Source organism: Rickettsia conorii str. Malish 7, from assembly GCF_000007025.1.
GTDB lineage: Bacteria > Pseudomonadota > Alphaproteobacteria > Rickettsiales > Rickettsiaceae > Rickettsia > Rickettsia rickettsii.
Genome location: NC_003103.1, coordinates 236,767 through 263,581, shown reverse-complemented (window position 1 = coordinate 263,581; position 26,815 = coordinate 236,767). Strand labels below are relative to the sequence as shown.

The window sequence follows — 26,815 nt, the reverse complement described above, 5'->3', positions numbered from 1 at the left end:
CAATATCTTATGTCTGAAAATACTATATTTAAAAATATACTGATACCTATAGATTTAAATGATAAAAAATCTATAAAAGGTATTCTTTCTAAGGCTTTAATGCTTGCGACGAACTTTCAAGCAAAATTACATTTTATGTATGTAATTCCTGAATTCGGTACGAAAATGTTTGAAGATTATTTACCTAAACATTGGAGAACAGAGAAAAAAGAAAAGTATAAAGCTCAAATTAAAGAGCTTATCAAACAATATATTCCCGATGAAATTGCAACAGATTATTATATAGGTAGCGGTGCCGTTTATGATGAAATAATTAAGCACTCTAATGAAATTAAAGCCGATTTAATCATAATCTCTGCAGTCAGACTACAATTAAAAGATTATATGCTTGGACCTAATGCTTCTAAAATCGTCCGTCATTCAGATATATCAGTGTTAGTAGTAAGAGACGAGTAATAAGTATTATTTACGACTCTTGGGAGTGCATTGCTAGCGTGGGTCCATAATCATCATTGCGAGCAGCCGTAGGCTGCGTGGTAATCCACAAAAAATAAAAAAAAATGCTATAAATTAGCATTTTTTACTGGATTGCTTCGTCAAAACTTACAGTTTTTTCTTGCAATGACGATTTTGGCTGTTATAACTTCACTTTCAACTTCACAAAGCCTTGATAGCTTTGATATTTCTTTTGTACATGACAGTGATATTCAAGTAATACGCTTACATTATCTTTTTCAGTTAAAACGCTAGCACCGATATTATAAGCGACTTTAGGTTGCTTCGGTAATGCGATAGTTTCATTAACTTCTCTATCTTTCCATTTTACTTTAGCATTAAGTTTTTTACTATTATCATTAAGTAATGTTCTACAGATGCTTGAAGTGCAGGCATAACACTGAAACCTTCAGCTATTTTCTGCGGTGCTAAAGAACTACCTTACCGCCTAAAATACCGCTCTATAAATGCTACTTTTAGAAGCAATACTCAAATGCTGAATACCTACAACATCACTTTCTTGATATGTATCGTCTTTAGAGTGGCCGTATCTTATACCAAGCTTGTATCATAAAGTTTTTCGGTAATTCTTTTTGTCCGTATAAAGTTACGATATGGCTATCGATATTAGTATTTGACCTGCTACCGTTAGATTTAAACTTTGAATCCAATTTAGTATAAGCAATACCGACTAAATCTTTGTAGTTATCAGAACCAATATCAAAACCTATAGTACCACCCGCAACATGACCTTTATAACCAGCAAAACCTTTTTGCGTATTATAGTACCGTAAGTACCTGCAATCCAAAGGCTTTTATCTAACACTTTTTCATCTTCATCACCCGCAGCAACCACAGCACTAGAGAACATTCTATGCGATATAATATTACAGCTCATTTGAGTGATATCATGAATCGGATTATATATTGCTCCAATCATTTCTTCGTCTTGTTTTACTGCATTTTGCATTTCTACAACTTCAGCAGCTTCAACTCTTACAGCTTCAGCAATGCTTGCTTCTGCGGCTTCCTTTATAGAAGCAACTACTTTTGCCTCCTCTTCTTGTCTAGCTTCCTCTTGCTTCGAGTTTGCAAGGCTAACTTCAGAATCCTTAGATTCTGATTTATTTGTACTACTAGATACTTCTACTTTTGTTCGCTCCTGTATTATATTATAATCATCATTTTCATAATCTTCTTCAATGTTAAAATCATCTTTATCATCAAAGCCTTCAATATTGCCCTCTAAAGGAACAATCCTCTCTATACGTTGAACAATCATAATTTCTGCACCAGTATGTGGAGCTTCTTCCACCGGAGGCGGAACTACCCCTACATCTTCCATATTAATAACTACCGGTGCCGGTGCTAATGGAGCTGCAACTGCAGGAACAGCTATTACCTCTTCTGCATCCTCTTCAGGATCTGCCGGTAAAACCAACGGTGCAACAGGAACCACAAAAGCAACAGCAGGAGCTACTACAACTACTCCACCATAGCTTACGTCTCCATTTGCTACTGCTTGTGCTGCTGCTGACTCAGGATGTCTTGTAGCAACTTCTGCTTCATTTACAGCTGCCGCTTCTATAATTGCTGCTAACCTAGAATTATTCGCTTTAAGTTGCTGCATTAATCCTGCATCTTGATTCATTCTAACACATAGATTTCTTGTTTCCTGATCTATACCACTTGCTACTTCTCTTTTAGGACCTATGAACTCAATATTGGTTCCTTCTTTTATAGCTTGAGCTAATTGATTTATATTACCATCAAGTGCATCTGCATTTTTAGTTGTATATTTCTCAAAAACTTCTTCTACAATTAATGCTTTTAGTTTTTCCTTTCCTTGAGTCTTTATTGCTAACTCTCTTTTTAAATCCGTGTCAACTGAAGCTGCTATAGCTTGAACAACGGTTTCGTATTTTGTCCCCTATTTTAGAAGTAGGAGCAATATAAGCTACTGCCACTGCAACCGCAGTATTTTTTTTAGGAAAAAGATTTACGATAGGCTTTAGACTGTTCCTCTTTCTGACTAAACCGTCCATACCAAGCCCATTATATCCTATCCTCGTAGGTAGTGGCAGTCCACCTGCTACCACTATTACTGGTGCAATAACAGGGGTATTAGCAGCTTTACTCCTTTTAATACCGCTTCTATTTTCTCATCACTTAATTATATTAAGAAATTTTCCTCTTTTAAGAAATCTTTAGTATTAGGTATTAAAGCTTTCATTTTTGCATTAAAATTATTTTGTACGGCGTCTGTTATATTTTTCTCTGTAATGGTTTTAGAAGCTTTAGATAAACCAGCTGCATTATCGGCTAAAACTTTTCTTAGTAATCTAGCATTAGTATCAACTGCCGTTTCATAAATTCTTGATAATGTTGCCGGTACAGCTTTATGTTGTAAAAATGTTAGCCTCTATCTATATTACTTCCCACTTTTAAATTAACAATATTGTTATTAATCCAATTATTTATTTGAGTATTTACTTCGTTTGCTTTAGGAGTAAGGGCTATATTATCGTGTACTTCTCCTTTATTAGGAGCTAGATCTAGTACATCGGAAAATTTTATCTCTATTTCATTATTTAAAGAATTTGCTCCTAAAACATTTTCATTTTTAGCAATATAATCTATTCTTGATATAATTGTTTTCTTATCTTGTAGTTCATATTTTATTTTTATTTCAGTACTTCTTGCCGTAATATGATTTTGTAAGTCCAGCGGTAATTTATCAAAAGTATAGTTTAACGGTCTATTGCATTATGTTCTTCTTCATTAAATAGCTCTTTAAAAAATTCCTTGTTGGCTATTTTATTATTTAAAGTTAAAGCTTGCCTTGAAATTTGCTTTATTACATCATCATCTTTTAGTCTATTCCAAATATTCTCAGCTTTTATCATTAATTGTGCTTTATCAGGCTTTGCTTCTGAAAATAATGTTAAAGACTCAAGTGAACTTTTCCTTTCTTCTAAAGTTAAAAGTGTTTTGATAGTCATCCCTAAATCTGTTGCTGCACCTAATCTCATGTTCTTACTTCTAGCTTTCCGGGATTTCCATTATTTTTAGCTAAATACATCTCATTATGAAATATTCTGTCTAAAGTATTCGGAGCTACAAAAACTTCTGCGACTGCTCTGCCTACAACCGGTGCCGGTGCAGCTATTCTTCCTCTTAATGCAGCATCTTCTTTTGCCTTTAGATTTATAACCTGCTAATTTTAGTTCATCATCACCTATGGCATCTAGATTTGCTATATCCCTAGCTATTGCAAGTCTTATACCTACACCTGCCGGAGGAGGAGCTGCTACTCCACCCGGTAGAGGCGGAGGAGGCGGTACTACTCCTGCCATTGCTTGAGGTGCTATATTACAAGACCTACTAGACCCTCATTATCTATTCTTATTTCACCTACAGTCTTTTTTAGGACAAGTGCCAGATCACTCATTGTTTAAAGCATCGAAATTATTTATCAATGCCTGCATTTTCTTACCATCCAAATCTTTAGTTATTAAACCGGCATCTTTTAAAATCTTGTTATAACTTTTTAGACCTTGCTCATCAACTACCTTATCGTTTTCATTCACTATCTTAATTTTACCGTTATCAATATATGCTTCTTTTAATTTATCCATCTGCTCTCAATAATTAACTACTATTGCAGGATCAGCTAACTTCATTACGGATTGTCTTATGGGAATACTAGATTGTTTAGACTCAAGCTCAACTAAGTTTTGATTAACATAGTTTTTAAATTGATCTAATAATTTATGTTTTGCTTCCGGAGTAGCTACGCTTTTAAACTTATTTAAAAGGGCTGTTTCCTGATTCAGAGTATTTAGCATTAATATCGATGCTTCTTACAGATTATTTACAACTTTTAAATCGTCATTAGCATCTACACCGCCTGTCATAGCTATATATTTTAACTGCTCCAAAGGTGTATTTAAATTTTCTATGTTATAAAATTTATAGCCTTTTTAATTTTATCGTTAATACTGACAGCATTTGCCCCTTCAGCTTTAGCAAGGATTTCCAATACTTGAAGTCTATTTTCTAGAGCCATCTCTTGCTCGTTACGTCCTGTTTCTACTGCTGTATTACCGTTAAATCAACAACTTCAACACCGGCTGCACGTGCTTCTCTTCTTTCTCTAGCACCGTTAAGTACAGGAACAACTGCTTGAAGTCTAGTGACTTCTATTATTGCGTTATTGAATAATCTTCTTTCCCCAGGCATAAGATCGTCAACAAGGTCACCAAAATCTGTACGGTCCTGAATTCCTTTTATAACATTAAGCTTTTGAGCAGGAGTTAATATTTGGTAGTCAGCAGTATGGTTCAATATATAATAGATTTCTATATCTGCTCTTGCTTCCCCGGTCACAGCGGTAAGGATTGCAGCATTAGCACAGTTAAGTAAGAATAATTTTGTAAGTTTAGAATTTATAGATTTAATATTTTTTCCATAATATCTAATTTCTCTTTAATAAATCTTATTACTTAAAATATTAATACTTTTTTGTTATTAAAGATAATGATACATAATCTATATTATGTCAAAAATTTATATTGATGAGTTATAAAATAGGATAGTAACGTGGATTTTATATGATATTTTAGTATTTATAGGAAATGTTATTTTTGTTAATGTTTAGTTAATTTATTAAAATCTCGTAGCACATTATACGATATTACTTCTATACATGCACGCTATATTATTAAAATTTTCATTATTTTTAAAATGCTTTATAATGATTGTTATATAAAATGATGTCATTCCCGCATGAATACCCAAGTCGTCATTGCGAGCGAACGTTAGTGAGCGTGGCAATCTCAGGAATTGTTCCAATATTGCTTAGTCGAAACTTGCAGTTTTTCCTCGCAATGACGCAAAAATCGTTCCACGCAACCGCGCTTTCTTACCTACACGGGAATGACATTAAACTATAAGGTATATTACTTTGTCTCTCAAAACCAAATTACTTTTTATTACACTCAGCAGCATTATAATATTATATTTTGCTATTCCTCCTGCACCTTTACTTAAAGACGTAAGTTTCTCACAAAGAGTATTTGACCGAAACGGCGAGTTAATGCGTATTTCGCTTTCTAAAGACGATAAATATAGGATATTCACTCCTATACGTGAAATACCGGCCAGTTTTATAGAAACAGTACTACTATATGAAGACAAGCATTTTTATGCGCATTTTGGCGTTAACCCTGTTTCTTTAGCCAAAGCTTTTTATTCTACTTATTTACAGAATAATCGTAAAATAGGCGGCTCTACTATAACAATGCAAGTAGCACGTTTAAGATATGGAATAAACTCTTCTACTATTCTTGGTAAAATACATCAAATCATTAAAGCTATTCATGTAGAGCTACATTATTCAAAAGATGAAATCCTAGAAGCTTATCTAAATCTAGTGCCTTACGGTAGTAATATTGAAGGGATAGCAGCCGGCAGTTATATTTACTTCAATCGTGACCTAAAAGATTTAAATTTGATCGATATTCTAAGCCTTGCAGTAATCCCACAAAATCCACTTAAAAGAGGCGGGAATGATATTAATATTTTTAAAGCACGTAAATATCTATTTACCGAGTGGCTCACGATTCACCCACAAGATATTATTTATAATAAGTTAATTAGTTTGCCGGTTAAATTTAATCAAAATAAAAAGCTTCCTTTTATTGCACCGCATTTTACTTTAGACATACTAGCAAATAATGATAGCCCTATTATACACACTACTATAGATAAAAATCTGCAAGCTGCTATAGAACAACAAGTTCGGCTATATATTAATGATCGGAAAAAATATGGCATTAATAATGCCTCCGTAATTCTTATTGATTTTACTACTATGGAAGTGCTTGCAAGTATTGGCTCCGGAGAGTTTTTTAATAACGATATTTGTGGACAGATTAACGGCACTAAAAGCCATAGATCTCCAGGCTCAGCTTTAAAACCGTTTGTCTATGCACTTAGTTTTGATCAATCACTAATACATCCGTTAACTTTACTAAAGGATACACCTACTTACTATGATTATTATAAACCGGAAAATTTTGATAGTAGGTTTGCAGGCGGTTTAAGTGCTAGAGAATCGTTAATAAAGAGCCGTAACATACCTGTAATATTTCTAGCGTCTAAGTTAAAAAACCCGAATTTTTATGAGTTCTTACAACAAGCAAAAATTAGCGGCTTACGAAAACCTGAAAATTACGGTTTATCTATAGTGCTCGGCACAGCAGAAATTACTCTTGAAGAGTTAACTACTCTTTATGCTATGCTTGCTAATTTCGGTACTTATAAACCGCTTAGAAAAGTATTGGATTCTACTATGTCATTCCTGCGAAAGCAGGAATCCATAAAAAATTACCTAAATGTTGGAACAAAAATTTCATATGATTTACTGGATTCCCGCTTTCGCGGGAATGACACAGGAGAGGACAAGGATGACACAGACATCGTACTACTATCCCCCGAGGCAAGCTATTTAACACTTGATATTATAAAAGATACGACTCGTCCTATTACCTATAATAATACAAGGCATAACTTACCGATTTATTGGAAAACAGGTACTTCCAGCTCATTTAGAGATGCACTTAGCGTTGGCATATTCGGGAAATACGTACTTGCTGTTTGGGTTGGGGATTTCAAAGGGCAAACTCACGGAACATTTACGGGTAATATTGCTGCAGCCCCTTTATTCTTTAATATTATCGAAGCCATAGCTAGACCAAATAAAGATGAGGATTTAATCCTTTCAAAAATTAATGCACTAAATATTACTAAAGTAAAAGTTTGTGCAGATACGGGAGATATCGATAACGATATGTGTCCGGTTAAAGCAGAAACCTTATTCATTCAAGGCAAATCACCGATAAAACAATCCGGTATTTATAGAAAAATGTTGATAGATTTAAAAACCGGTATGCCTACTTGTAACTTTATTAAAGGACAAACAGAATATAAAACAGTAAATTTATGGCCAACAGATATGCTTGCGGTTTATCAAAAAGCAGGAATACATATATTACCGAAACCGATACCTACAAACCATTGCAATAGGTTGATAAATTGGCATCATCAAAAACCTAAAATTATATACCCGTTAAAAAATTCCGTACATTCAATTAAAAATAGTGATAACATTACTTTTAGTGCGATTAGCGATAATAAAACCAACAACATTTTTTGGTTTGTGGAAAATGAATTAATAGCAACCGCGAAACCAAACGAAGCAGTAATATGGAAAGCAAAAGCCGGTGAATTTATTATTAGAGCTATCAGCGATAGCGGCGAAAGCGACAGTATAAAAATTTATATTAAAGAATAGATTAGCGGTTATATATGAAATTTAAAATTCCCACAGAAATTGAGATTAAACCTTTCACAGAAGAAGAAACTGCTCTTGATGCTTTAAAAGCAAATATTCTCAATGCATTGACTGAAGTGAATTATTCACTAATACCAGCAGGAAAAACACCAGAAGCTACAGAGTAATAGGGTGACCTTATAGCGGAAAAAACACATTTTTAAATGCTCTTGAGAACAACCTTAAGATTAACAGTGAAGAATTTACATTTGATAAATTATTTGCTTTTGAAACAACGCCGGAAATTCAGCATAAATATGAACCGGCTATATATGATCCCAAAAAATTTGAAATTGCAGAAAAAGTATTTTGGGAATGTCTAACGGAGTACCCGATACAGTGCAAGAGTTAATCAATGTATTTTTCATTCAAAAGCTAGTTCAAATGACCGATAAATTAAAATTTATCCTAGTAGCAAAAGAAGAGACCGTAAAATCCCCTAGTATCTTTAACAGGATTATAGACGACTTTAAAAATATTTTTCCTACAGAAGAACACAAAACATTCAAAGGAAATGTTATATGCGTAATAACACAACATAATGAAAATAATCATGAAAACATTATACCGATGTACAAAATAGCATTGCTATTAACAAGGATATATTAGAATTCTCTGATATAAAATTTTTCTATAAACCTACTTCTCAAAATGGGGGAATAAACCTAGGAGTACAAAATTTAGAGATAAAGCAGCTAAGTTCATTGTTAAAGGAACAAGAAAGTCTGATAGAAAATTTACATACACAAATACAGATAAATGTAGAATGTATAATTAATACTATCCAATCAATTTTTGAAGACTTTAATGTATATACACCTCTTAACTACTCAAAATTTTTTAACTATAAGGGTTATATTAAACCATATTTACCAAGTTCTCCAATACAATACCGGCTATAGAAAAAACTCTTTCTTGTTTTGAGGGATTAGCACAATTATCAGAATTTCAAGCTATCATATTAAACAAACAAGCTAATAACCTTATAGGGATAATATTGCAAATTTTAGACTCTATTGAGAAATTCACAGACAATAAACCGGTTATTCAAGCTTACCGATATGTATTAAACCTACAAATTAAAGAATTATCATTAATTTGAAGAAATGTTATCTATAACATGGTCTCAATCCAATGATTGCTATAGTTCCTTAATTGAAATATGATTCATACAAAATCACTATCTATCTTCTATAAAAAATATAGAACCTAAACACGATCAACCAGTGCAATATTATAAAGAAGCCATAGAGTGTAAATAAGTACTCGGACAAAGCAGAAGTGACTCAAACTATAGCTAGCTGCTACTCTAAAATAGGCGATATGCTATTTAACTTAGGACGTGAAGACCCAGCTATCATATTTTATAGAAAGAATAATAAATTAGACTCTATATTAAAATGTTATGACAGTCTTATAAATAAGGCTGAAAAGCCTATAAAATATGATTTATATATGGCCCAAGGAAACGAACTTTGCTTTCAAAAACAACAGGAAACAGATGCTGCAGAATCATATTTTAAAGCAGCTGGTGTTGTACGTGATCCTCAAAAACAACGAGATACAATGCTTATGGCATACAATATTCTTAGGAAACCCAAATAATAACGCAATTCAACAAACAGATATTTCAGAACAACAACAAAGAGAGGGATATCTTAATGATATAATCGGCGATATTATTGATCTGTGATCTTTCACTGGTATTAAGCGGCTTGTTATTCCTCTCTGTCATCCCGTGATTTATTCACGGAATCCAGTAAAACATATAAAAATTTATTTTTATATGTTTATTTTGTTAAACATGTAGTGTAGGTAACAATATTGAAGTTATTTTTTCTGGACCCCGTGGTCAGGCCACGGGGTGACAGTGAAAAACCCATGAACGCTCACCTTGATCTATCTATCTCAGTAAATCATTTATGCTTACTTTAGCTCTAGTAGTTTTATCGACTTGTTTTACGATAACTACGCAATAAAGTCCAGGCTTACCGGCTTCCTTAGCAGGTAATACTCCTGGAACTACAACGGAATAAGCCGGAATTCTGCCGTAAATAATTTCACCTGTATCTCTGTATACTATTTTTGTAGAGCTACCGATAAACACCCCCATACTAATTACTGCTCCTTCCTCTACTATTACACCTTCTGCTATTTCCGATCTTGCACCGATAAAACAATTATCTTCAATGATAACAGGCTTTGCTTGCAACGGCTCAAGCACCCCACCTATTCCCGTGCCGCCTGAAATATGACAATTCTTGCCGATTTGAGCACATGAGCCGATAGTAGCCCATGTATCAATCATTGTTCCCTCATCTATATAAGCACCTATATTAATGAAAGAAGGCATAATTACAACATTTTTAGCTATATAAGTACCGGTTCTAACAACAGCTCCGGGCACTTTGCGTATAGCTGCTTCTTTGAATGTATTTTTATCAGTATCTGCAGAAAATTTAGGAGCAACTTTGTCATACCAACTATTATAATTGTTATTATAAAGTTGTGATTCCGTAGTGATAAAATATAGCAATATAGCTTTCTTTACCCATTCATTAACGTGCCAACTATTTTCTTGCTTTTCACACACACGAATCGTACCTTGATTTAAGCTTTCTATAATATCATTAAGAGTTTGCTTTAATGTTATAAGCTTTGAAGAATCTTGAAGAAGTTTGTCCTTAATTTGCCAAGCTTCTTCAATTTCTTTAATAAGAGAGGACATATCTTTTAACTGTTTTATTGCCAAAAATAATAAATGAGATTATCATGAAGTCAAACATAATAATTATAATTAACTATGCATATTACTTGCCCAAATTGCCAAACAAGATTTATTGTTACAAGCAATCAAATAGGTATTAACGGACGACGAGTAAAATGTTCCAAATGTAGCCATTTGTGGTATCAGAAATTAGACTATAATACTAGTACATTAAATGACTTTAAAGATAAAGTAAACACGGGAACTATTAAAACTCCTATTAAAAATCATTACAATGCTAATGTGCCGGTTATTTTACCGTATATTCCTCCTAAGAAAAAATATAATATATTTCCAATATTATGGACTAGCTTTATAATTTTTTGTTTAGTGATATTACTAATAGATAGCTTTAAATTCTTAGATAAATATGATCAATTAAAGATAGAAGAAATTAATTTAGGCAAATCTCGTCATATAGGCGGTATGAAGATATTTTATAAATTATCTAATGAGTCTGATTATTTAATTTCCGATCCTATAATCAAAGTAAGAGTAATGGATACTAATAATCAAGCTTTAGATGAATATGTATCAATTACAAAACTACAAACAAAAATCCCTGCAAAACAAGCAATATATCTAGAAATGAATATTGAAGGGATCCCTATTACAGCAAAATATATTGATATTGTTATAGGTAATAGATTAGGACTTTTATTTAAGTGAGGATGTTGTTGCATAGACCGACAAAATCTACCGTCATCCCGTGGTTTAACCACGTGATCCATCAAAACAATTAAAACACTATTGAGTATTGTACGAATGTTGCTGTTGACCTGAGTATAAAGGCAATTGATGTCATTCCCACGTAGGCGGAATCCAGTAAAACATATAAAAACAAGTTTTTATATGTTTATTTTTATTAAATATGTAACCTATATTAAGGTTGTCTTGTCCCTACCTTTGCAGGAATGACATAGGGGCTATGCAACAACATCACTTAAAAATAAAAATACCCATAAGCCAACGCTTATGGGTATTACTAAAGATATAATAATTTTTTTGTGTATTAGGAAACACCACAATTTGAGCTATTAGTATCACTTGATACCATATTAACAATATCTGGAGCTTTAAATAATATAATGATTGCAGTAACTACCACTAAAGCTACTTCCCACTGCAATTTTCCTCTTAATGTTTGAATTCCCAGAACAATTATACCGACAACAGCTATACCTTTTGCAGTATTGCCTCTGAATACTTTAATTAACTTACATAATGCCTCACCTACAGGATCGCCGACATTACCAGCTAAGCTATCAAAAGCTACGATAATAATAGCCACGCTTAGAATAGTAAATAATATGCGTAATGATAGATTATAATCGATTAATTCTTCGTTTAATTTACGAATAGGAAAGTTCATATGTTTTACCTCAATAAAATAATTAGCATTTAAAAAATAATGTATAATTTATTTATATATAAATCAACTCCTAAATATATGCAATTTTAATTAATATGCAAAAATATTTTAAAAACACTTATTTTAAGTAACATTATAATCACATATAGTATAATTTAACTTCCAAATATATAAACAAACGTAAATAAAAATAACCAAACCACATCTACAAAATGCCAGTACCATGCAGCACATTCAAACCCTAAATGTCCATTACCTTCTGTAGTAAAATCTCCTCTTTTTGCTCTAAAGTAGCAAATTATTAGAAATATAGTACCTATAATTACATGAGCTCCATGAAAACCCGTAGCTAAATAAAAATTAGAAGCATATATACCATCTGTAAATTTAAACGCCGCATGGTAATATTCATATGCCTGCATAGTTGTAAAAAATATTCCAAGCAATATGGTAAGAGCAAGTGCAGTTACACAATCTTTTTGATTTTTTTCTTCTAAGGCGTAGTGAGCCCAAGTAACGGTCGTGCCTGATAAGAGTAGTATTAAAGTATTGATAAAAGGAATATCAAACGGCTCAAAAGTTTTAATTGTAGGTGGAGGCCAAATGCCCTGCTTTACAACCCATACACCGTCTAAAAGACCTACGGGTGATAGACTTGATTTAAAAAAAGAAGCAAAAAATACACCAAAAAATACTATTTCCGTTAAGATAAATAACGCCATACCTATTTGCAAACCTTTTCTAACAGGACTAGTATGCTGATGTTCGACTATTCCTTCTTTCACTATATCTCTCCACCAAGAATATAAACAGTAACCTACTGAAATAATCCCTGCAGATAAAATATATATATTAAATTTGTATCCATGCATGAACGAGACGCCGCCTATAACCAAAAGAAGTAAAGCAAAAGATGTTAGGACGGGCCAAGGGCTTGGATCTACTATATGGAATAAGTGCGATTTAGTAATAGAATATGAATTATTTAAAATTATCTTTTGACTCATATTGTTACATATTGTTATTTTATATTTCCTAATTATCACCAATAACAAACTACAAAAGTAATCTGCTATTCGCATGAGTGAAAATAAATATAAATTATTATTGATGTAAAAGCAAATGCTAGAAGGAGATTATATAGAAAATATACCCCCAACTCAGAATTACATTATTTATTATCAATGACAACTAAAATCTCTTGACTCTTTATATTATTCAACTAATATATAGACCGCTAATAATGTTTAAACTCCATTGTTGCAAGACCCATCTGTCAAAACTTAATATTAAGTTATGCCAGGAGTCTATTATTACAAGTGAGTAAAATCATGAAGTATAATGGAGGTTGTTGTCTTACAGCAACGGATCTTAACCCCTGGCCCCTTTATTTATTAATTCTAAAAAATACAAATGCAAAAAATAAAGAACAAATTTAAAAAAAGTTTTTCTTTTCATCACCATTTCTAATAATATTACTAATGTTTTTTTATTATCTTCTTAATATCTTAGAAGTAAAATATTTCTAGATTTTTTAACTAATTAAGTTGTTAACTCTAAATTTTCTTACTTAAAATTATAGAGATACGACAAATTATCTTCACTATTTTACTAGTTATTTCTGCAAATATTGCCTCAGTACTATCATTCATTATAGCAATATTTTTATGTTCAATTTCATCAAGTCGAAATTTAATAATATTATTTAATAATTCTGGCTCAACATTTTCATTTTCTAAATAATTTATTTGCTGTTCATAATGTTTTTCTATTACTTCTTCTACACTCTCGGTAATAAGCATCGCCGTTTTTATTCCCATCAAGGAAGATAAAGCACCAAGTAAAAATCCGTAATGATGCCAAAAAAATAATAAAAACGTGGGTCTCACTTCTTTTTCCAGTAATTTTTTTTCAAAATAATTTAAATGCACTTCTTCGTGGTCAAGCATTTCTTTAATCAATATACGATCATTTTGAGATTTAATATATTTTAGCTGTCCTTGATAAATTCTTTTTGCACCATATTCTCCGGCATGATTAACTCTAATTATCTCGTGAATTTGTTTGTCAGGGTCAGAAAAATCAGGTCTAGGCATAATGTATACTCGTTTAATTTGAAAAATTGGCTACGTCATCTTATAAGAGCTACGGTACTCACGTATTAAGTATACGCTCCGCTCCTCGCCTTATAGTCTCCTTGCTCTTTTCCAAATTAAACTTCGTCTACTCTTCATTTACTTTGGAGTATACTTTGGAATAAATCGAAACTAGCAGGATTTAACTTATAATCCACTTCTGCCTGTTGTAGCACTTTTAAAGTCTTTAGACATTCAGTGAGGCTAAGACCGTTTGCTATCTTCGTAAAATCATTAATATACTGATAGAAAATCGGTGGTGATAATGATTTTATTGCGAGTTCCAAACGCTCACCGTTTTTTACTTTCGACAAAACTATATATAAATTTAAATAATGCCTTATTAATGCTCTAATAATTAAAACTTCATTGATATTTTGTTTTTTTAATATATCAAGCTCTTGCAGAAAATTACTATAATCTTTTTTTGAAAAATACATTGCTAAATCACTGCCGTTTGCCGTAATTTCGCTACTTATAACTTCTAGAACGTCGTTTAAAGTAATTTCGCGTGCGTCGTGAACAAAATATATTAATTTATTTATTTCGCTACAAATTAAATCATGATCACCTTTTAAATGAGCTTTTAAATAAGTTATAGCTTCTTTACTTATAACTTTATTAGTTTTTTCTACTTTACCTAAAATAATTCGTTCAATTTTTGCTTCATCATCATGATAACAAGCAACTGCTGCTAAATATTCTTCCGTTTCAAAAAACTTTCTAATGCTCCCACTAGAAGTCATTTCTTCACCTATAAATACAGGAAAATTTATATAATCACTGTTTAGAATTGTTTTTAAATTCTGATCGATTGAATTCCCAACCGATCTAATTTTAATTAATTCTTTTTGACCAAAAAAATTAGACGAATTAAGTAATATTTCTAAAGATGAAATATTAAGATCTGCGTATTCTATAGAAGTTTGTAGCATATTTAAGCTGTGTACTAAATGCTTACAAATTTTTTCTATATAACCTTTATCAGGACCATATAGTAAAAGAGCTCTAATCTTTCCGGATGTTATTAGTTCAAATAATCTACCTATTTGTGAAAAATAAAATTTCATTGCTTAACTATTTCCGTGTAAAATATAAAATTAATCTGCTACGAATTTCTTCTGCTGCTTGATATGCCAAGTCTATTCCTGTTTTATCTCTTTCAACATTTGTCGCATATGGTGTAAAAATAGCATTATATGACGTGTTTTGGTAAAACTGCTCTTCAATTAAAACCTTTTGGCTTTCTATATCAATTAATTTATATCTAACTAATTGATTAATATATTCCCTTAAAACATTGGAGTTTTTTTCAATAGTAGCAGGCATAGTTGTTGCGATAAGCTTTACTTTAAGCAGGTATTTTGCTTGTGCTTTCTGAGGTAAAATACTAGTTAAACGATGATAAAACTCAGCCCCTTCAATTGTTCGAATTGGTTCAACTTCAATAGCTTCTAAATCATTATTTCTACTGTATTTTTCACTATATACCGGTTTTAAATTACAACTGCTCATTAGAAAGAATATAATTATTACAAATAAAGAACGCATATATTAGATTAAGATTGGTTTTTTATATTAATAACAGTTTATTTCGATTTTGTGAAAGAAAATTATAATAATGAGCATTTATTAATATTTATAATAATATATTAATTTATGTTGACATTAATAAGTGAGGCTTGTATGCTGCCACTTCAAAATTTTTAAGGTATTAGATGTTATTAAATCAACTTATTCTAAGTATTCCAATATACATACACACAGCATTGGTAAAAATAAGAGCATATTTTCCCCTACTAGAAAAAGTAACTTTAATAAAATATAGCTTAACAGAAAATATTGAAACGCTCAAAGTAAATACAGATGAAGCTAATACTGTAAAGATTACAAAAGAGGATTTAAAAAAATCTTTTGAGTTATATGAAGAAAAATTGATAATATTAGCACAAAAACTATCATTACAAACATCAATTAGTTATGATGCTTATAACCCTCAAACAGAGTATTACCCATTGATAGGAGAAGATGGAAATATCAATTATATCCCTATCACCGAATTATAATCTTTTAAGCTTTAAATTTAATCGGTAAGTTTTACATACTTACCGTTTTTTATTAAAGAACTCTCTATATATTCCTTGCAAATCTAATACTCTATGTTAAATTTACAAGGAAAATGCTTGTCCGATAATTTACAAAATTTTTATACAAGCTCCATTATTGTATGCTTATTTTTTCCGATTATAGACATATCATCTCTAAATATTTTATCTTCTGCCCAACCATGCCATGGTTCTATATTAAGCCGGTCTATAATATCTCGTTCACAATTTTGCAATATTTCTAATATTTCTTTACTAGTATTATAATATGATGGAGTAAGACCTGAAGCATCTTTGATCATTACTAAATAAGGATTTTTTAAGTTTTGATAATCTCTTTGTTAGCAATTCCTGTAACTGCTGAATGTAATACTGTTGAATCGTTATAGGTTATCTCTGTTACGTATTTAGCTAATTCTAATATTTTTTCAACTAATGTTTTATCCTCAACCGCATCATGTAAGATATACTTATTATTTTTATCAAATAGAAATGTAGTGCAGCTTCATCATTCTTGTCTATTAATGCTTTGCATTTTCTTAAGAAGCTTCTTTTTTAGAAACATCCCTCTCTATATCATCATCTGCACGTGGTGATGTTAGTGAATTCTGAGTATTAGAGTTATTACTATTTTTTGTAAAAAACTTAAAAAAAGATGTTTTTTGTTTTATCTACTGTAGGTATTTGTTCTTTAGTCATTAATTCTCCTAAATTTATTAATTATTTTAGGAGAAATTGTTAATTAGCTATGTTTCTTAGGTGGTGAGTAAGGGGAGTTTTTTCTGTCATTGCGAGGAAATTGCATAGCAATTGACGAAGCAAAATCTCAGGAGAGTTTGTTATTATTTCATGAAATTGTCACGCAGCCTACGGCTGCTCGCAATGACGGTTTTAGTATGTATCCACGCAACAATACTGTCTCGCTTTTGCAGGAATAACATAAAGAATATTTATCAATCCACTCAAAAATGACCTAGTTGGCGAACTACTCTGAGCTAATTTGCAATTCTCCTAAAATATAAGATTATAAATTTAAGAATAATAACGCAACAAACCAAGTTGAATTATATATTACTTCATCGATTAAGAATTGTTAATTTATCACAATGTCATTAGTTACTGAAGTTTTATATTTTCCATATCCCAATCATGAGAAATAGTATTATACTTTAATATATAAGGCTTAGTATCTATAGAATCTAGAGTTACATCAGCAATCATATCATCATGCGACGAGATAAGTTCATTATAACCGAAATTAGCATAATAAGGTTGATAATTTCTAAATCTAACCGTTATAAACTTCTCTTTAGTAATAGCAGGCAACAATTTCACCAAATCATCAAGATTACTTAAAGCTAAATCTTTCATCTCAAAAATTTGCAATCTATAAACATTTTTATAATCTTTAGTAAAAAACGTTGGTATAGAGCTAAAGCTACTACCGGATTGAACGGAAGCTATACTTAGAGCTTTAAGAGGAATACCTGATTTATTACTAAAATAATCATCGGCTTCAAAAAATACTGCACCGCCGAAATTTATCATTTTAGCGATTTTATTATTGTTCACATCATATAAATCTACTGCTTGTTCTAGCTTTTTTCCGTCACGAAATATAGTAAGTTTAATAGCTATTCCTTTGAAATTATCCATTTCTCTATCAAATAATGCTAGATTGCCGCCGAGTTCCTTATCATTAACTGCCCAAATAATATCACCGGCTTTTAAAGATTTTGCGGCAGGTGATCCGGCTAGAACTGCCTTAATACTTATCACTCTATTTCTACTATCAGGAAATTTCTTTATATATTTATCCATTTCTTCTTTAGGGAAATTGTGATGTCTCACTGCTTTATTTAAAGAATATAACTCGCTTATTATTCCTATATGTTTTCTGCCTGGTTGTTTATTATTCTTTAAACTTTCTAAAGTGCGAGCTACATAATCACCGTGCAGCGCTAGAGAATGAGTTTTACCGCCACCATATAATACTCCTATAGCCTCAATCTTATCGTTTAATACCGGTGAACCGCTAGCACCTCCTGTAGTATTTAAATTAATAACATAAGTACATTGCGGCATTAAACCTTCAATATTATAAAGATCAGACAAATAACCGGTATGGAAAGAAAAACCTTTTGCTTCTGTGTTACCGACTACAAAAACCTTTTGATTTAATTTTGGCAATTCGCTTGCAAAAGATATTTGCGTTGCTGATGCCGGTATATCTTTACTCTCTACTTTTAAAACGGCATAATCTTGCCAAATATCGTAATAGATAAGTTTTGCTTCTGCCTGCTCACCGTTATAAAAAGTAACAAAATAAGTTCCGATAGACGCACCGCCGACAACATGAGTATTAGTAATTATATAACCGTTGTTCTTATCGTTGATAAATCCCGTTCCAGTCCAACTACTTGTATCGTCATATGCCGATACGGCAATTCTAGTATCGATCGTTACGATTGCTTTCTTTGCTTTTTCAAATATAATAGTGCTTGTTTCGCTAGATGCTAAAACTATATTATTTAGGAAAACTAAATTAATAATAAATAAAAGTTTTAGTAAAATCGGTAGTTTTTTCATTGTCACCTCTTGTAAAATCATTTAAGCCGCACTATATCAAATCACAAGTCATAATAAAATAAAAAAAAGAAAACGAGGAATCTTATGGGAAAAGTAATAGGTATCGACCTTGGGACTACCAACTCGTGTGTTGCGGTCATGGAAGGTAAAGAACCAAAGGTAATAGAAAATGCAGAAGGTGAAAGAACTACACCGTCAATAATAGCTTTTGCAAACGGCGAAAAATTAGTCGGGCAATCTGCTAAGAGGCAAGCAGTAACTAACCCTCGCAATACTATATATGCGGTAAAGCGATTAATCGGTAGAAATTTTATCGATCCTATGGTTAGGAAAGACCAAGGTATTGTACCGTATAATATAGTTAAAGCCGATAACGGGGATGCATGGGTCGAAGCGGATAATAATAAATATTCACCAAGTCAAATTAGTGCATTCATTTTACAAAAAATGAAAGAAACTGCTGAGAATTATTTAGGAGACAAAGTAACACAAGCAGTAATTACCGTACCTGCTTATTTTAATGATGCACAGCGTCAAGCAACGAAAGACGCCGGTAAAATAGCAGGTCTTGAGGTCCTTAGAATAATCAACGAGCCGACTGCTGCAGCTCTTGCTTACGGTTTCGAGAAATCGGCAAGTAAAACTATTGCAGTATACGATCTTGGCGGCGGAACATTCGATGTTTCAATTCTTGAGATCGCTGACGGTGTTTTTGAAGTGAAATCAACAAACGGCGATACATTCCTTGGCGGTGAAGATTTCGATACAAGAATATTAAACCATTTAATAGATGTATTCAAAAAAGAAAACGGTATAGATTTAAGTAAAGATCCTTTAGCACTTCAACGTTTGAAAGAAGCCGCGGAAAAAGCTAAGAAAGAGCTATCTTCTGCAGTAACTACCGATATTAATTTACCTTATATTACGGCTGATAGTAGCGGTCCAAAACACTTAAATATTAAATTTACTAGAGCTGAACTAGAAAAATTAGTAGATGATTTAATTGAAAAAACAATTGAGCCTTGCCGTAAAGCATTACAGGATGCAGGTTTTAAAGCTTCTGATATTCAAGAAGTAGTATTAGTAGGCGGTATGACTAGAATGCCGAAAGTACAAGAAGCCGTAAAAAAATTCTTCGGACGTGAGCCGCATAAAGGCGTAAATCCCGATGAGGTTGTAGCTCTCGGCGCTGCTATTCAAGGCGGAGTACTTAATAAAGAAGTAACGGATATATTATTATTAGACGTTACACCTCTATCCCTTGGCATTGAAACTCTTGGCGGCGTATTTACAAGATTAATTGATCGTAATACTACTATACCTACTAAGAAAAGTCAGATATTCTCAACTGCTGATGATAACCAGCATGCCGTAACTATTAGAGTATTCCAAGGTGAACGTGAAATGGCAAAAGATAATAAATTACTTGGTCAGTTTAATCTCGAAGGTATACCTCTTGCACCAAGAGGTTTGCCACAAATAGAAGTAACGTTTGACATTGATGCTAACGGAATAGTGCATGTTTCAGCTAAAGATAAAGCAAGCGGTAAAGAGCAGAAAGTAACTATTCAAGCTTCCGGTGGTCTTAGCGATGCGGAAATTGAACAAATGGTTAAAGATGCCGAACAAAATGCTGATGAAGACAAAAAGCGTAAGGAACTTATTGAAGCAAAAAATGCTGCCGATAGTTTAGTTTATTCTACTGAAAAAACTCTTACAGAATATGGCGATAAATTATCATCAGACGATAAAGGAGCTGTTGAAGCAGCACTAGCCGCTTTAAAAGCCGTGCTTGAGTCGGAAGATACTGCTTTGATTAAAGAAAAGACCGAAAGTTTAACTGCAGCTAGCATGAAAATCGGTGAAGCGATGTATAAAGCACAAAGCGAGAGCCAACCTGCTGCAGAAAGTGCCACTAATGATGAAAAAATAGTAGATGCCGACTTTCAAGATGTAGAGAAGAAGTAGAAGTAATTTCGTCATTGCAAGGAGCGAAGCGACGTGGCAATCTCGTTAAATATCCTGAGATTGCTTTGTCAAATTACTATGTAATTTTCCTCGTAATGACGTTACAATCTCATTTTATAAATTAACTTATGTCACAAAATTATTACCAAATACTAGGGGTTAGTAAAACAGCTAGCCAAGCTGACCTTAAAAAAGCCTACCTCAAGCTAGCCAAGCAATATCACCCTGATACTACTGATGCTAAAGATGCTGAAAAGAAATTTAAAGAAATCAATGCCGCTTATGATGTTCTAAAAGATGAGCAAAAAAGAGCTGCTTATGACCGTTTGGGACACGATGCTTTTCAAAATCAACAATCACGAGGGGGAGGAGGAAATCATGGCGGTTTTCACCCTGATATTAACGACATATTCGGTGACTTCTTTAGCGACTTTATGGGAGGCAGCAGAAGATCATCACGCCCAACTTCAGCTAAAGTTAGAGGCTCAGATTTAAAATATAATCTGACAATTAACCTAGAGGAAGCATTTCACGGTATAGAAAAAAATATTAGCTTTTCTAGCGCAGTAAAATGCGATACTTGTCACGGTAGCGGTTCTGAAAAAGGTGAAACCGTAACTACTTGCGATGCTTGCAGCGGTGTTGGAGCGACTAGAATGCAGCAAGGATTCTTTACGATCGAACAAGCTTGTCATAAATGCCAAGGTAACGGACACATTATAAAAAATCCTTGCAAGAAATGTCATGGCATGGGACGTTACCATAAACAACGAAATTTATCGGTAAACATTCCTGCCGGTGTTGAAAACGGTACTAGAATAAGACATACCGGAGAAGGGGAAGCAGGCATTAGAGGCGGTAATAGCGGTGATTTATATGTTGATATAACAATAAAACCACATGATATTTATAAAGTAGACGGAGCAAATCTACATTGTAAACTACCTATTAGTTTTGTGAATGCTGCTCTTGGAGGAGAGATAGAAGTACCGGTAATTGAAGGCGGAAAAGTAAACTTAACAATTCCTGCAGGCACACAAAACGGTGATCAATTAAGGCTACGCAGCAAAGGTATGTCTAAAATGAGATCAACTATTAGGGGTGATATGCTTACGCATATTCATGTCGAAGTACCTAAAAATTTATCTAAAAGACAACGTGAATTACTAGAAGAATTCAAAAAAGAATCCATAAATGAGAAAGAAAATGACGGCAGCTTTTTTAATAAAATGAAAAGTCTGTGGTCGTAAATTTGATTTACCTTTCCTATAGCAATGAAACCTCCAATATTATAAAATATTATTTGCATAATATTACCGGAGGTTTTTATGCCTTATAAGAATAATAACGATTTACCTGATTCAGTTAAAAATCATCTTCCGAGCCATGCTAAGGATATTTATAGCGAAGCTTTTAATCATGGCATTTGAACCATATAAGGATGCCGATAAAAGACGTGGAAATGACTCTAGAGAGACAGTTGCACATAAAGTAGCATGGTCGGCCGTAGAAAAAAAATACCATAAAAATGATAAAGGACATTGGGTAGAGAAATAAGTCCAAGAATATAGACCTATTCTTCTAGGGGTAATTTGTACGTCGATCCGGTACTCGAATCCTTACGTACAAGTGTACGCTGCGATTCTGCATTCTGTGTTTCCCTCAAATTCCTCCCTATAAACGAGTTTCTGAATAGGTCTAATTTATAAGTTTGTGAGATTTTAAATTGAATCCTTGAAATTCTGTAAGCCTATATGTATATTTAGTTATTAACTGAATTTAAGTTCTTATGAAATTAACAAAATTATTGAGTACCCTTTTAGTTATAGGGTTAGTTTTAGGCGGGTGCAAAAACAAAAAAAACAGTGATGACATAGTAGTCCCTATCGCTACCCTTTATAATGAAGGTATTACCTTATTGGAAAAGAAAAAATATAAGAACGCTGCAGAAGAATTCGGAAGAGTATTGTACCAGCATCCAGGTAATGAAATGACGCCGCAAGCCGAATTGATGCAGGCTTATTCTTTATTTCTCGCCGCTCAATATGAAGAAGCGGTTGATGTGCTTGATATGTTCATTAAGTTGCACCCTGCAAATGTTGACATTGCTTATGCATATTACCTTAAAGCATTATCATATTATATGTTAATTTCAGACGTAAATCATGATCAATCTAGAACTTTCCTAGCTAAAGATAGTTTTGAAGACGTAATAGCAAAATTCCCAAATACTAAATATGCTATTGATTCATCTTTAAAAATTGACCTAGTAAACGATCATTTAGCAGGTAAAGAGATGATGGTAGGTCGCTTTTACTTAAAGAAAAAGAATCCGATGGCAGCTATAAATAGATTTGAAGAGGTAATTGATAATTATCAAACTACTTCTCACTCGGTAGAAGCTCTTTACCGTTTAGCCGAGAGTTATATGATGCTTGGACTTTCGGATGAAGCAAAAAAATATGCCTCAGTGCTAGGTTACAACTATCCTGATAGTCAATGGTATAGTTATGCGTACAGGCTAGTTCAGAACCACCAAAATTAAGCGGCATATGTTCTACAGTCTCTCAGTTAAAAACTTCATTCTGATAGACGAGCTGGAAATTGAGTTTAATAAAGGTTTATGTGTTATTACCGGTGAAACGGGAGCCGGTAAATCTATTTTACTTGATGCTATTTTATTTTGCTTAGGTTATAAAACTTCAAATAATATAATAAAGCGTGGAAAAGATTACGCTGTTGTTAATATAATATTCTCTTTAAATGAAGAAATAAAAAATTTTCTGGTTCAAAATTTTATTGAACCTGAAGAGTTATTGTTTGTAAAGTGTCTGCAAAAAGCCGAAGGACGAAAAAATTTTTTCATTAATAATCAAGTGGTTACTAAAGCTCTTATGCAGCAATTAGCTACTTATTTATTCGAGCTTCATGGACAAAATAATAATATTTCTCTTCTAGAAGCAAATACGCAGCGTGATATTTTAGATAGTTATGGAAATCTTTTGGACTTTCGAGCGGAGCTTTCCAAATGCTATCAGGCTTGGCAAAATACTCGGAAAGAAATGGCCGAAATAACACTTAAGCAAAATTCTATAGAACAAGAAATTGATTATTTGAGCTTTGCAACGGAAGAATTAACTAAACTGAACATTCAAACAGGTGAAGAAGAAAAATTAGCAAATCTACGAAAAGATTTGCAAAATAAAGATAAGGATTTACAGCTAATAAAAGATATTATAGAACAGATTAATAACCCTGAAATAAATACATCGATTAATAGAGCAGAGAAATTATTAGCAAGGCAAGGCAACAATGAGCGTTTTGAAGCTATCGTTACAAGTTTAGAGGAAGCCTATAATAATCTAGAAGAAGCACGCCAAGAATTATCAAATCTGTTAGATAGTTTCAATTATGAGGAATATAATCTTGAAGAAACAGAAGAAAGATTATTTTTAATAAAAGCTATTAGCCGTAAATATAATGTTCCTGCTGATGCGTTAGGTGTATTTTTAGATAAATCTTTAGAGCAGCTCAGTATATTAAAAAACAAAATAGCAAATAGTAATGAGTTGAAAGCTCAAGAAGTACTACTGCAGAAAAAATATTATGAACTAGCGAGTAATTTATCTGCAAAGCGTCTTATTGTTGCAAAACATCTAGAAGAATCGTTGCATCAGGAGCTAAAGCAGCTTAAAATGGCGAAAGCAATTTTTGAGATTGAGATAAATACTAAAGAACCAACAGCCGACGGTAATGACGATATTGTGTTTAAAGCGTCTACTAACCCGGGAACGGCAGCTGCAGCAATTAATAAAATCGCTTCCGGCGGTGAATTATCAAGATTCATGTTAGCTTTAAAAACTGCTCTGTTTGATAAAATGGTAAAACCATCTATTATATTTGATGAAATAGATGTCGGGATTAGCGGAGAGGTCGCAGATAAAGTAGGTGAGCGATTAAAAAAACTTAGTAGCGTTACTCAAGTAATAGTTATTACGCACCAGCCGCAAGTAGCAGGTAAAGCGGATTTGCATATAAAAATTGAGAAAACACAGCTAGAGAAAGAAACGAAAGTAACAGTAAAAGCTTTAAATTTAGCTGAAAGACAGGAGGAACTCGCCCGCATGATTTCAGGTAAAACAATCACCAAAGCAAGTTTAAAAGCAGCAAAGGAGTTGTTGCATTTGTAATAGGCACTAGCGGTACGGTTTTTATGTCATTCCTGCGAAAGCGAGAATCCAGAAAAATAACCTTAATATTGCTACAAGAAATTACATATTAATTAACAAATAAACCTATAAAAAACAAGTTTTTTATAGGTTTTACTGGATTCCCGCTTTCGCGGGAATGACATAATAGGGAACATATGAACAACAACTACACAAAATTAGAAAACGAATTTGCAACCATCTCACATTTTAATAATATCTTGAGCATATTATACTGGGATGTTGACGTAAATATGCCTATGGGTTCAGGTGAGAGTAGGACAAACGAAATAGTAACTTTAACGTCGCTAGTTCATTCTATGCTCAAATCTCCTATTCTAAAGGAGCTACTTAGCAAGGCAAAAGAAGAATCAAAGAACCTTGATGAATGGCAGAATGGTAATATTAGAGAGATTGAGAGAAAAGTAACAGATGCAAATTGTATTGACGAGCAACTACAAAAGAAATTGGTAGCAGCTACTACTAAAGCTGCACTTGTTTGGCGAGAAGCAAGAAAACATAACGACTATAATTTATTCAAATCACACTTACAAAAAGTCTTAGATTATACGAAAGAAGTTGCTAAAGTACGAGCAGATGCTTTTAATTGCGGATTATACGACTCATTAATAGATATGTTTGATCCAAGCAGAAAAAGTAGCGAGATCAAACAAGTTTTTTCAGTACTTAAAAAAGAACTCCCGCAGCTCATAAATAAAGTTTTAGAAAAACAGAAAACCGAGAAAGAACTAGTAAAACACAGCAAACTAGCTCCTGAAATGCAAAAGCGTATTGGAAAACGCATTATGGGAATTATGCAGTTTGATCTAACAAAAGGACGATTAGACGAATCGACGCATCCTTTTTGCGGTGGAACTCCAAACGATATACGTTTAACTACTAGGTATGATAAAGATAATTTCATAAGCGGTTTAATGGGAATTATTCACGAAACAGGACATGCTTTATATGAGCAGAATCTACCGGAAATGTATAAAGGGCAGCCGGTTGGGCTTGCTAAAGGTATGGCATTCCATGAAAGCCAATCTTTATTTATGGAAATGCAAGTAGGTAGATCAAGAGAATTTACCGAATTTTTAGCTAAATTACTTAGAGACGAATTTGCTGTTAAAAGCGAAGAATATTCAGCAGCAAGTTTATATAGAAAAATTACAAGAGTGATGCCTGATTTTATAAGAGTAGATGCAGATGAAGTAACTTATCCGATGCACGTAATATTACGTTTTGAGATAGAGGAAATGCTTATCAATGGCGACTTGAATCTCGATGAATTACCAAGCTGTTGGGATAGTAAGATGCAGGAATATTTAGGCGTTAAACCGGTAAGTTTTAGTAACGGCTGTCTTCAAGATATTCATTGGTCACACGGAAATTTCGGTTACTTTCCCGCCTATACAAACGGTGCAATTATCGCATCAATGGTGATGAAAAAAGTAAAAGAGATGCATTCAAATATAAAAGATGATATATTAAAGGGTGATTTTAGTAATCTAAATAATTATCTAAATAAGAATTTTAGAAATCTCGGTTCGTTAAAAAATTCAGCCGATTTATTAAAAAGTGCTAGCGGTGAGGAAAAAATCAGCCCTGAGGTGTATATAAGATATTTAGAAGGGAAGTATTTATAGTAATAAAATCGTTGCGAGGAAATTACGCAGTAATTGACGAAGCAATCTCGGAAGAATTGCTGAAATTGTCACGCTCCTTGCAGTCGCTTGCAATGACGGCTTATGACAACAACTAAACAATACAAACAATA

29 protein-coding genes and 2 pseudogenes are annotated in these 26,815 nt (G+C 32.8%); 14 read left to right on the top strand and 17 right to left on the bottom strand.

Features of this window, described 5'->3' with window-relative positions:
- The first annotated feature begins 9 nt into the window (after window positions 1-9).
- Window positions 10-456, top strand: coding sequence for a universal stress protein (locus RC_RS01325; protein WP_010976919.1), 447 nt, complete (start codon window positions 10-12; stop codon window positions 454-456).
- Window positions 457-1,031: 575 nt separating this feature from the next.
- Here RC_RS01325 and RC_RS07200 read toward each other — a convergent pair.
- The 8 genes and pseudogenes from RC_RS07200 to RC_RS01285 all read right to left on the bottom strand — a co-directional run bounded on the left by RC_RS07200 (window position 1,032) and on the right by RC_RS01285 (window position 4,884).
- Window positions 1,032-1,304, bottom strand: coding sequence for an autotransporter outer membrane beta-barrel domain-containing protein (locus RC_RS07200; protein ID WP_010976918.1), 273 nt, complete (start codon window positions 1,302-1,304; stop codon window positions 1,032-1,034).
- Window positions 1,223-2,146 carry a hypothetical protein gene (locus tag RC_RS10075; RefSeq protein ID WP_010976917.1) on the bottom strand — a complete coding sequence of 308 codons (924 nt, stop codon included), beginning with the start codon at window positions 2,144-2,146 and terminating at the stop codon, window positions 1,223-1,225. Before RC_RS10075 ends, RC_RS07200 begins: the two co-directional genes overlap by 82 nt.
- Before the next feature lie 232 nt (window positions 2,147-2,378).
- On the bottom strand, window positions 2,379-2,594 hold the full coding sequence (locus RC_RS10070; protein WP_010976916.1) for a hypothetical protein: 216 nt from the start codon (window positions 2,592-2,594) through the stop codon (window positions 2,379-2,381).
- A 651-nt stretch (window positions 2,595-3,245) separates the two neighbouring features.
- A complete protein-coding gene (locus RC_RS09805; RefSeq protein ID WP_010976915.1) occupies window positions 3,246-3,527 on the bottom strand; it encodes a hypothetical protein in 282 nt (93 codons plus the stop codon).
- A gap of 54 nt (window positions 3,528-3,581) precedes the next feature.
- Window positions 3,582-3,851: a hypothetical protein gene (locus RC_RS01300; protein WP_010976914.1), complete on the bottom strand. Its 270-nt coding sequence runs from the start codon at window positions 3,849-3,851 to the stop codon at window positions 3,582-3,584.
- An 87-nt stretch (window positions 3,852-3,938) separates the two neighbouring features.
- Complete coding sequence (locus RC_RS01295; protein ID WP_010976913.1) at window positions 3,939-4,133, bottom strand: hypothetical protein; 195 nt, start codon at window positions 4,131-4,133, stop codon at window positions 3,939-3,941.
- A 6-nt stretch (window positions 4,134-4,139) separates the two neighbouring features.
- A complete protein-coding gene (locus tag RC_RS01290) occupies window positions 4,140-4,343 on the bottom strand; it encodes a hypothetical protein (RefSeq protein WP_004996507.1) in 204 nt (67 codons plus the stop codon).
- A gap of 110 nt (window positions 4,344-4,453) precedes the next feature.
- A pseudogene (locus RC_RS01285) lies at window positions 4,454-4,884 on the bottom strand (cell surface protein).
- Window positions 4,885-5,461: 577 nt separating this feature from the next.
- Between RC_RS01285 and pbpC the strand changes: the two are divergent.
- The 4 genes from pbpC (at window position 5,462) to RC_RS01270 (ending at window position 9,496) form a co-directional block, all read left to right on the top strand.
- Window positions 5,462-7,852 carry a penicillin-binding protein 1C gene (gene pbpC, locus RC_RS01280; RefSeq protein WP_010976911.1) on the top strand — a complete coding sequence of 797 codons (2,391 nt, stop codon included), beginning with the start codon at window positions 5,462-5,464 and terminating at the stop codon, window positions 7,850-7,852.
- 14 nt (window positions 7,853-7,866) lie between these two features.
- On the top strand, window positions 7,867-8,019 hold the full coding sequence (locus tag RC_RS09555) for a hypothetical protein (protein ID WP_004996517.1): 153 nt from the start codon (window positions 7,867-7,869) through the stop codon (window positions 8,017-8,019).
- 211 nt (window positions 8,020-8,230) lie between these two features.
- On the top strand, window positions 8,231-8,500 hold the full coding sequence (locus RC_RS01275; protein WP_041471757.1) for a hypothetical protein: 270 nt from the start codon (window positions 8,231-8,233) through the stop codon (window positions 8,498-8,500).
- 714 nt (window positions 8,501-9,214) lie between these two features.
- Window positions 9,215-9,496 carry a hypothetical protein gene (locus tag RC_RS01270; protein WP_016830652.1) on the top strand — a complete coding sequence of 94 codons (282 nt, stop codon included), beginning with the start codon at window positions 9,215-9,217 and terminating at the stop codon, window positions 9,494-9,496.
- 298 nt (window positions 9,497-9,794) lie between these two features.
- Here RC_RS01270 and dapD read toward each other — a convergent pair whose 3' ends face one another.
- Window positions 9,795-10,619 carry a 2,3,4,5-tetrahydropyridine-2,6-dicarboxylate N-succinyltransferase gene (gene dapD / locus RC_RS01265; RefSeq protein WP_010976906.1) on the bottom strand — a complete coding sequence of 275 codons (825 nt, stop codon included), beginning with the start codon at window positions 10,617-10,619 and terminating at the stop codon, window positions 9,795-9,797.
- Window positions 10,620-10,694: 75 nt separating this feature from the next.
- Between dapD and RC_RS01260 the strand changes: the two genes are divergently transcribed.
- Complete coding sequence (locus RC_RS01260) at window positions 10,695-11,327, top strand: MJ0042-type zinc finger domain-containing protein (RefSeq protein WP_010976905.1); 633 nt, start codon at window positions 10,695-10,697, stop codon at window positions 11,325-11,327.
- 343 nt (window positions 11,328-11,670) lie between these two features.
- Here RC_RS01260 and RC_RS01255 read toward each other — a convergent pair whose 3' ends face one another.
- From RC_RS01255 to RC_RS01235, 5 genes are all read right to left on the bottom strand, one after another.
- Window positions 11,671-12,030 carry a TrbC/VirB2 family protein gene (locus RC_RS01255; protein ID WP_010976904.1) on the bottom strand — a complete coding sequence of 120 codons (360 nt, stop codon included), beginning with the start codon at window positions 12,028-12,030 and terminating at the stop codon, window positions 11,671-11,673.
- Window positions 12,031-12,185: 155 nt separating this feature from the next.
- Window positions 12,186-13,037, bottom strand: a complete 852-nt coding sequence (locus RC_RS01250) for a cytochrome c oxidase subunit 3 (RefSeq protein ID WP_004996526.1) — start codon at window positions 13,035-13,037, stop codon at window positions 12,186-12,188.
- A 549-nt stretch (window positions 13,038-13,586) separates the two neighbouring features.
- Window positions 13,587-14,126: a demethoxyubiquinone hydroxylase family protein gene (locus RC_RS01245; RefSeq protein ID WP_010976902.1), complete on the bottom strand. Its 540-nt coding sequence runs from the start codon at window positions 14,124-14,126 to the stop codon at window positions 13,587-13,589.
- Between the two features lie 134 nt (window positions 14,127-14,260).
- The gene (holA, locus tag RC_RS01240; RefSeq protein WP_010976901.1) at window positions 14,261-15,235 is read right to left on the bottom strand and encodes a DNA polymerase III subunit delta; all 975 of its coding nucleotides are present in this window, start codon (window positions 15,233-15,235) and stop codon (window positions 14,261-14,263) included.
- 7 nt (window positions 15,236-15,242) lie between these two features.
- Window positions 15,243-15,716: a hypothetical protein gene (locus RC_RS01235; protein ID WP_010976900.1), complete on the bottom strand. Its 474-nt coding sequence runs from the start codon at window positions 15,714-15,716 to the stop codon at window positions 15,243-15,245.
- A 167-nt stretch (window positions 15,717-15,883) separates the two neighbouring features.
- Between RC_RS01235 and RC_RS01230 the strand changes: the two genes are divergently transcribed.
- Window positions 15,884-16,231, top strand: a complete 348-nt coding sequence (locus tag RC_RS01230) for a hypothetical protein (RefSeq protein ID WP_010976899.1) — start codon at window positions 15,884-15,886, stop codon at window positions 16,229-16,231.
- Between the two features lie 140 nt (window positions 16,232-16,371).
- Here RC_RS01230 and RC_RS08835 read toward each other — a convergent pair whose 3' ends face one another.
- Window positions 16,372-16,572 (bottom strand): hypothetical protein, encoded by a 201-nt coding sequence (locus RC_RS08835; RefSeq protein WP_010976898.1) that lies wholly within the window; start codon window positions 16,570-16,572, stop codon window positions 16,372-16,374.
- A gap of 814 nt (window positions 16,573-17,386) precedes the next feature.
- On the bottom strand, window positions 17,387-18,880 hold the full coding sequence (locus RC_RS01220) for a S1C family serine protease (RefSeq protein ID WP_010976897.1): 1,494 nt from the start codon (window positions 18,878-18,880) through the stop codon (window positions 17,387-17,389).
- Between the two features lie 63 nt (window positions 18,881-18,943).
- Between RC_RS01220 and dnaK the strand changes: the two genes are divergently transcribed.
- The 4 genes from dnaK to RC_RS10700 all read left to right on the top strand — a co-directional run bounded on the left by dnaK (window position 18,944) and on the right by RC_RS10700 (window position 22,384).
- Window positions 18,944-20,827 carry a molecular chaperone DnaK gene (dnaK, locus tag RC_RS01215; RefSeq protein WP_010976896.1) on the top strand — a complete coding sequence of 628 codons (1,884 nt, stop codon included), beginning with the start codon at window positions 18,944-18,946 and terminating at the stop codon, window positions 20,825-20,827.
- Between the two features lie 128 nt (window positions 20,828-20,955).
- Window positions 20,956-22,077, top strand: a complete 1,122-nt coding sequence (gene dnaJ, locus RC_RS01210; protein ID WP_004996543.1) for a molecular chaperone DnaJ — start codon at window positions 20,956-20,958, stop codon at window positions 22,075-22,077.
- Window positions 22,078-22,155: 78 nt separating this feature from the next.
- Entirely contained in the window at window positions 22,156-22,257 is a 102-nt protein-coding gene (locus RC_RS10705) for a ChaB family protein (RefSeq protein ID WP_016830649.1), read from the top strand.
- Window positions 22,247-22,384, top strand: a complete 138-nt coding sequence (locus RC_RS10700; RefSeq protein WP_014362790.1) for a ChaB family protein — start codon at window positions 22,247-22,249, stop codon at window positions 22,382-22,384. Before RC_RS10705 ends, RC_RS10700 begins: the two co-directional genes overlap by 11 nt.
- A gap of 22 nt (window positions 22,385-22,406) precedes the next feature.
- Here the strand turns inward: RC_RS10700 and RC_RS08830 are convergent.
- Window positions 22,407-22,515, bottom strand: a pseudogene (locus RC_RS08830) (palindromic element RPE1 domain-containing protein); the annotation flags it as partial.
- Window positions 22,516-22,616: 101 nt separating this feature from the next.
- Here RC_RS08830 and RC_RS01200 point away from each other — a divergent pair.
- The 3 genes from RC_RS01200 (at window position 22,617) to RC_RS01190 (ending at window position 26,684) form a co-directional block, all read left to right on the top strand.
- A complete protein-coding gene (locus RC_RS01200; protein WP_010976894.1) occupies window positions 22,617-23,372 on the top strand; it encodes an outer membrane protein assembly factor BamD in 756 nt (251 codons plus the stop codon).
- A gap of 7 nt (window positions 23,373-23,379) precedes the next feature.
- Complete coding sequence (gene recN, locus RC_RS01195; protein WP_010976893.1) at window positions 23,380-25,017, top strand: DNA repair protein RecN; 1,638 nt, start codon at window positions 23,380-23,382, stop codon at window positions 25,015-25,017.
- Between the two features lie 176 nt (window positions 25,018-25,193).
- A complete protein-coding gene (locus tag RC_RS01190; protein ID WP_010976892.1) occupies window positions 25,194-26,684 on the top strand; it encodes a carboxypeptidase M32 in 1,491 nt (496 codons plus the stop codon).
- Window positions 26,685-26,815 lie beyond the last annotated feature (131 nt).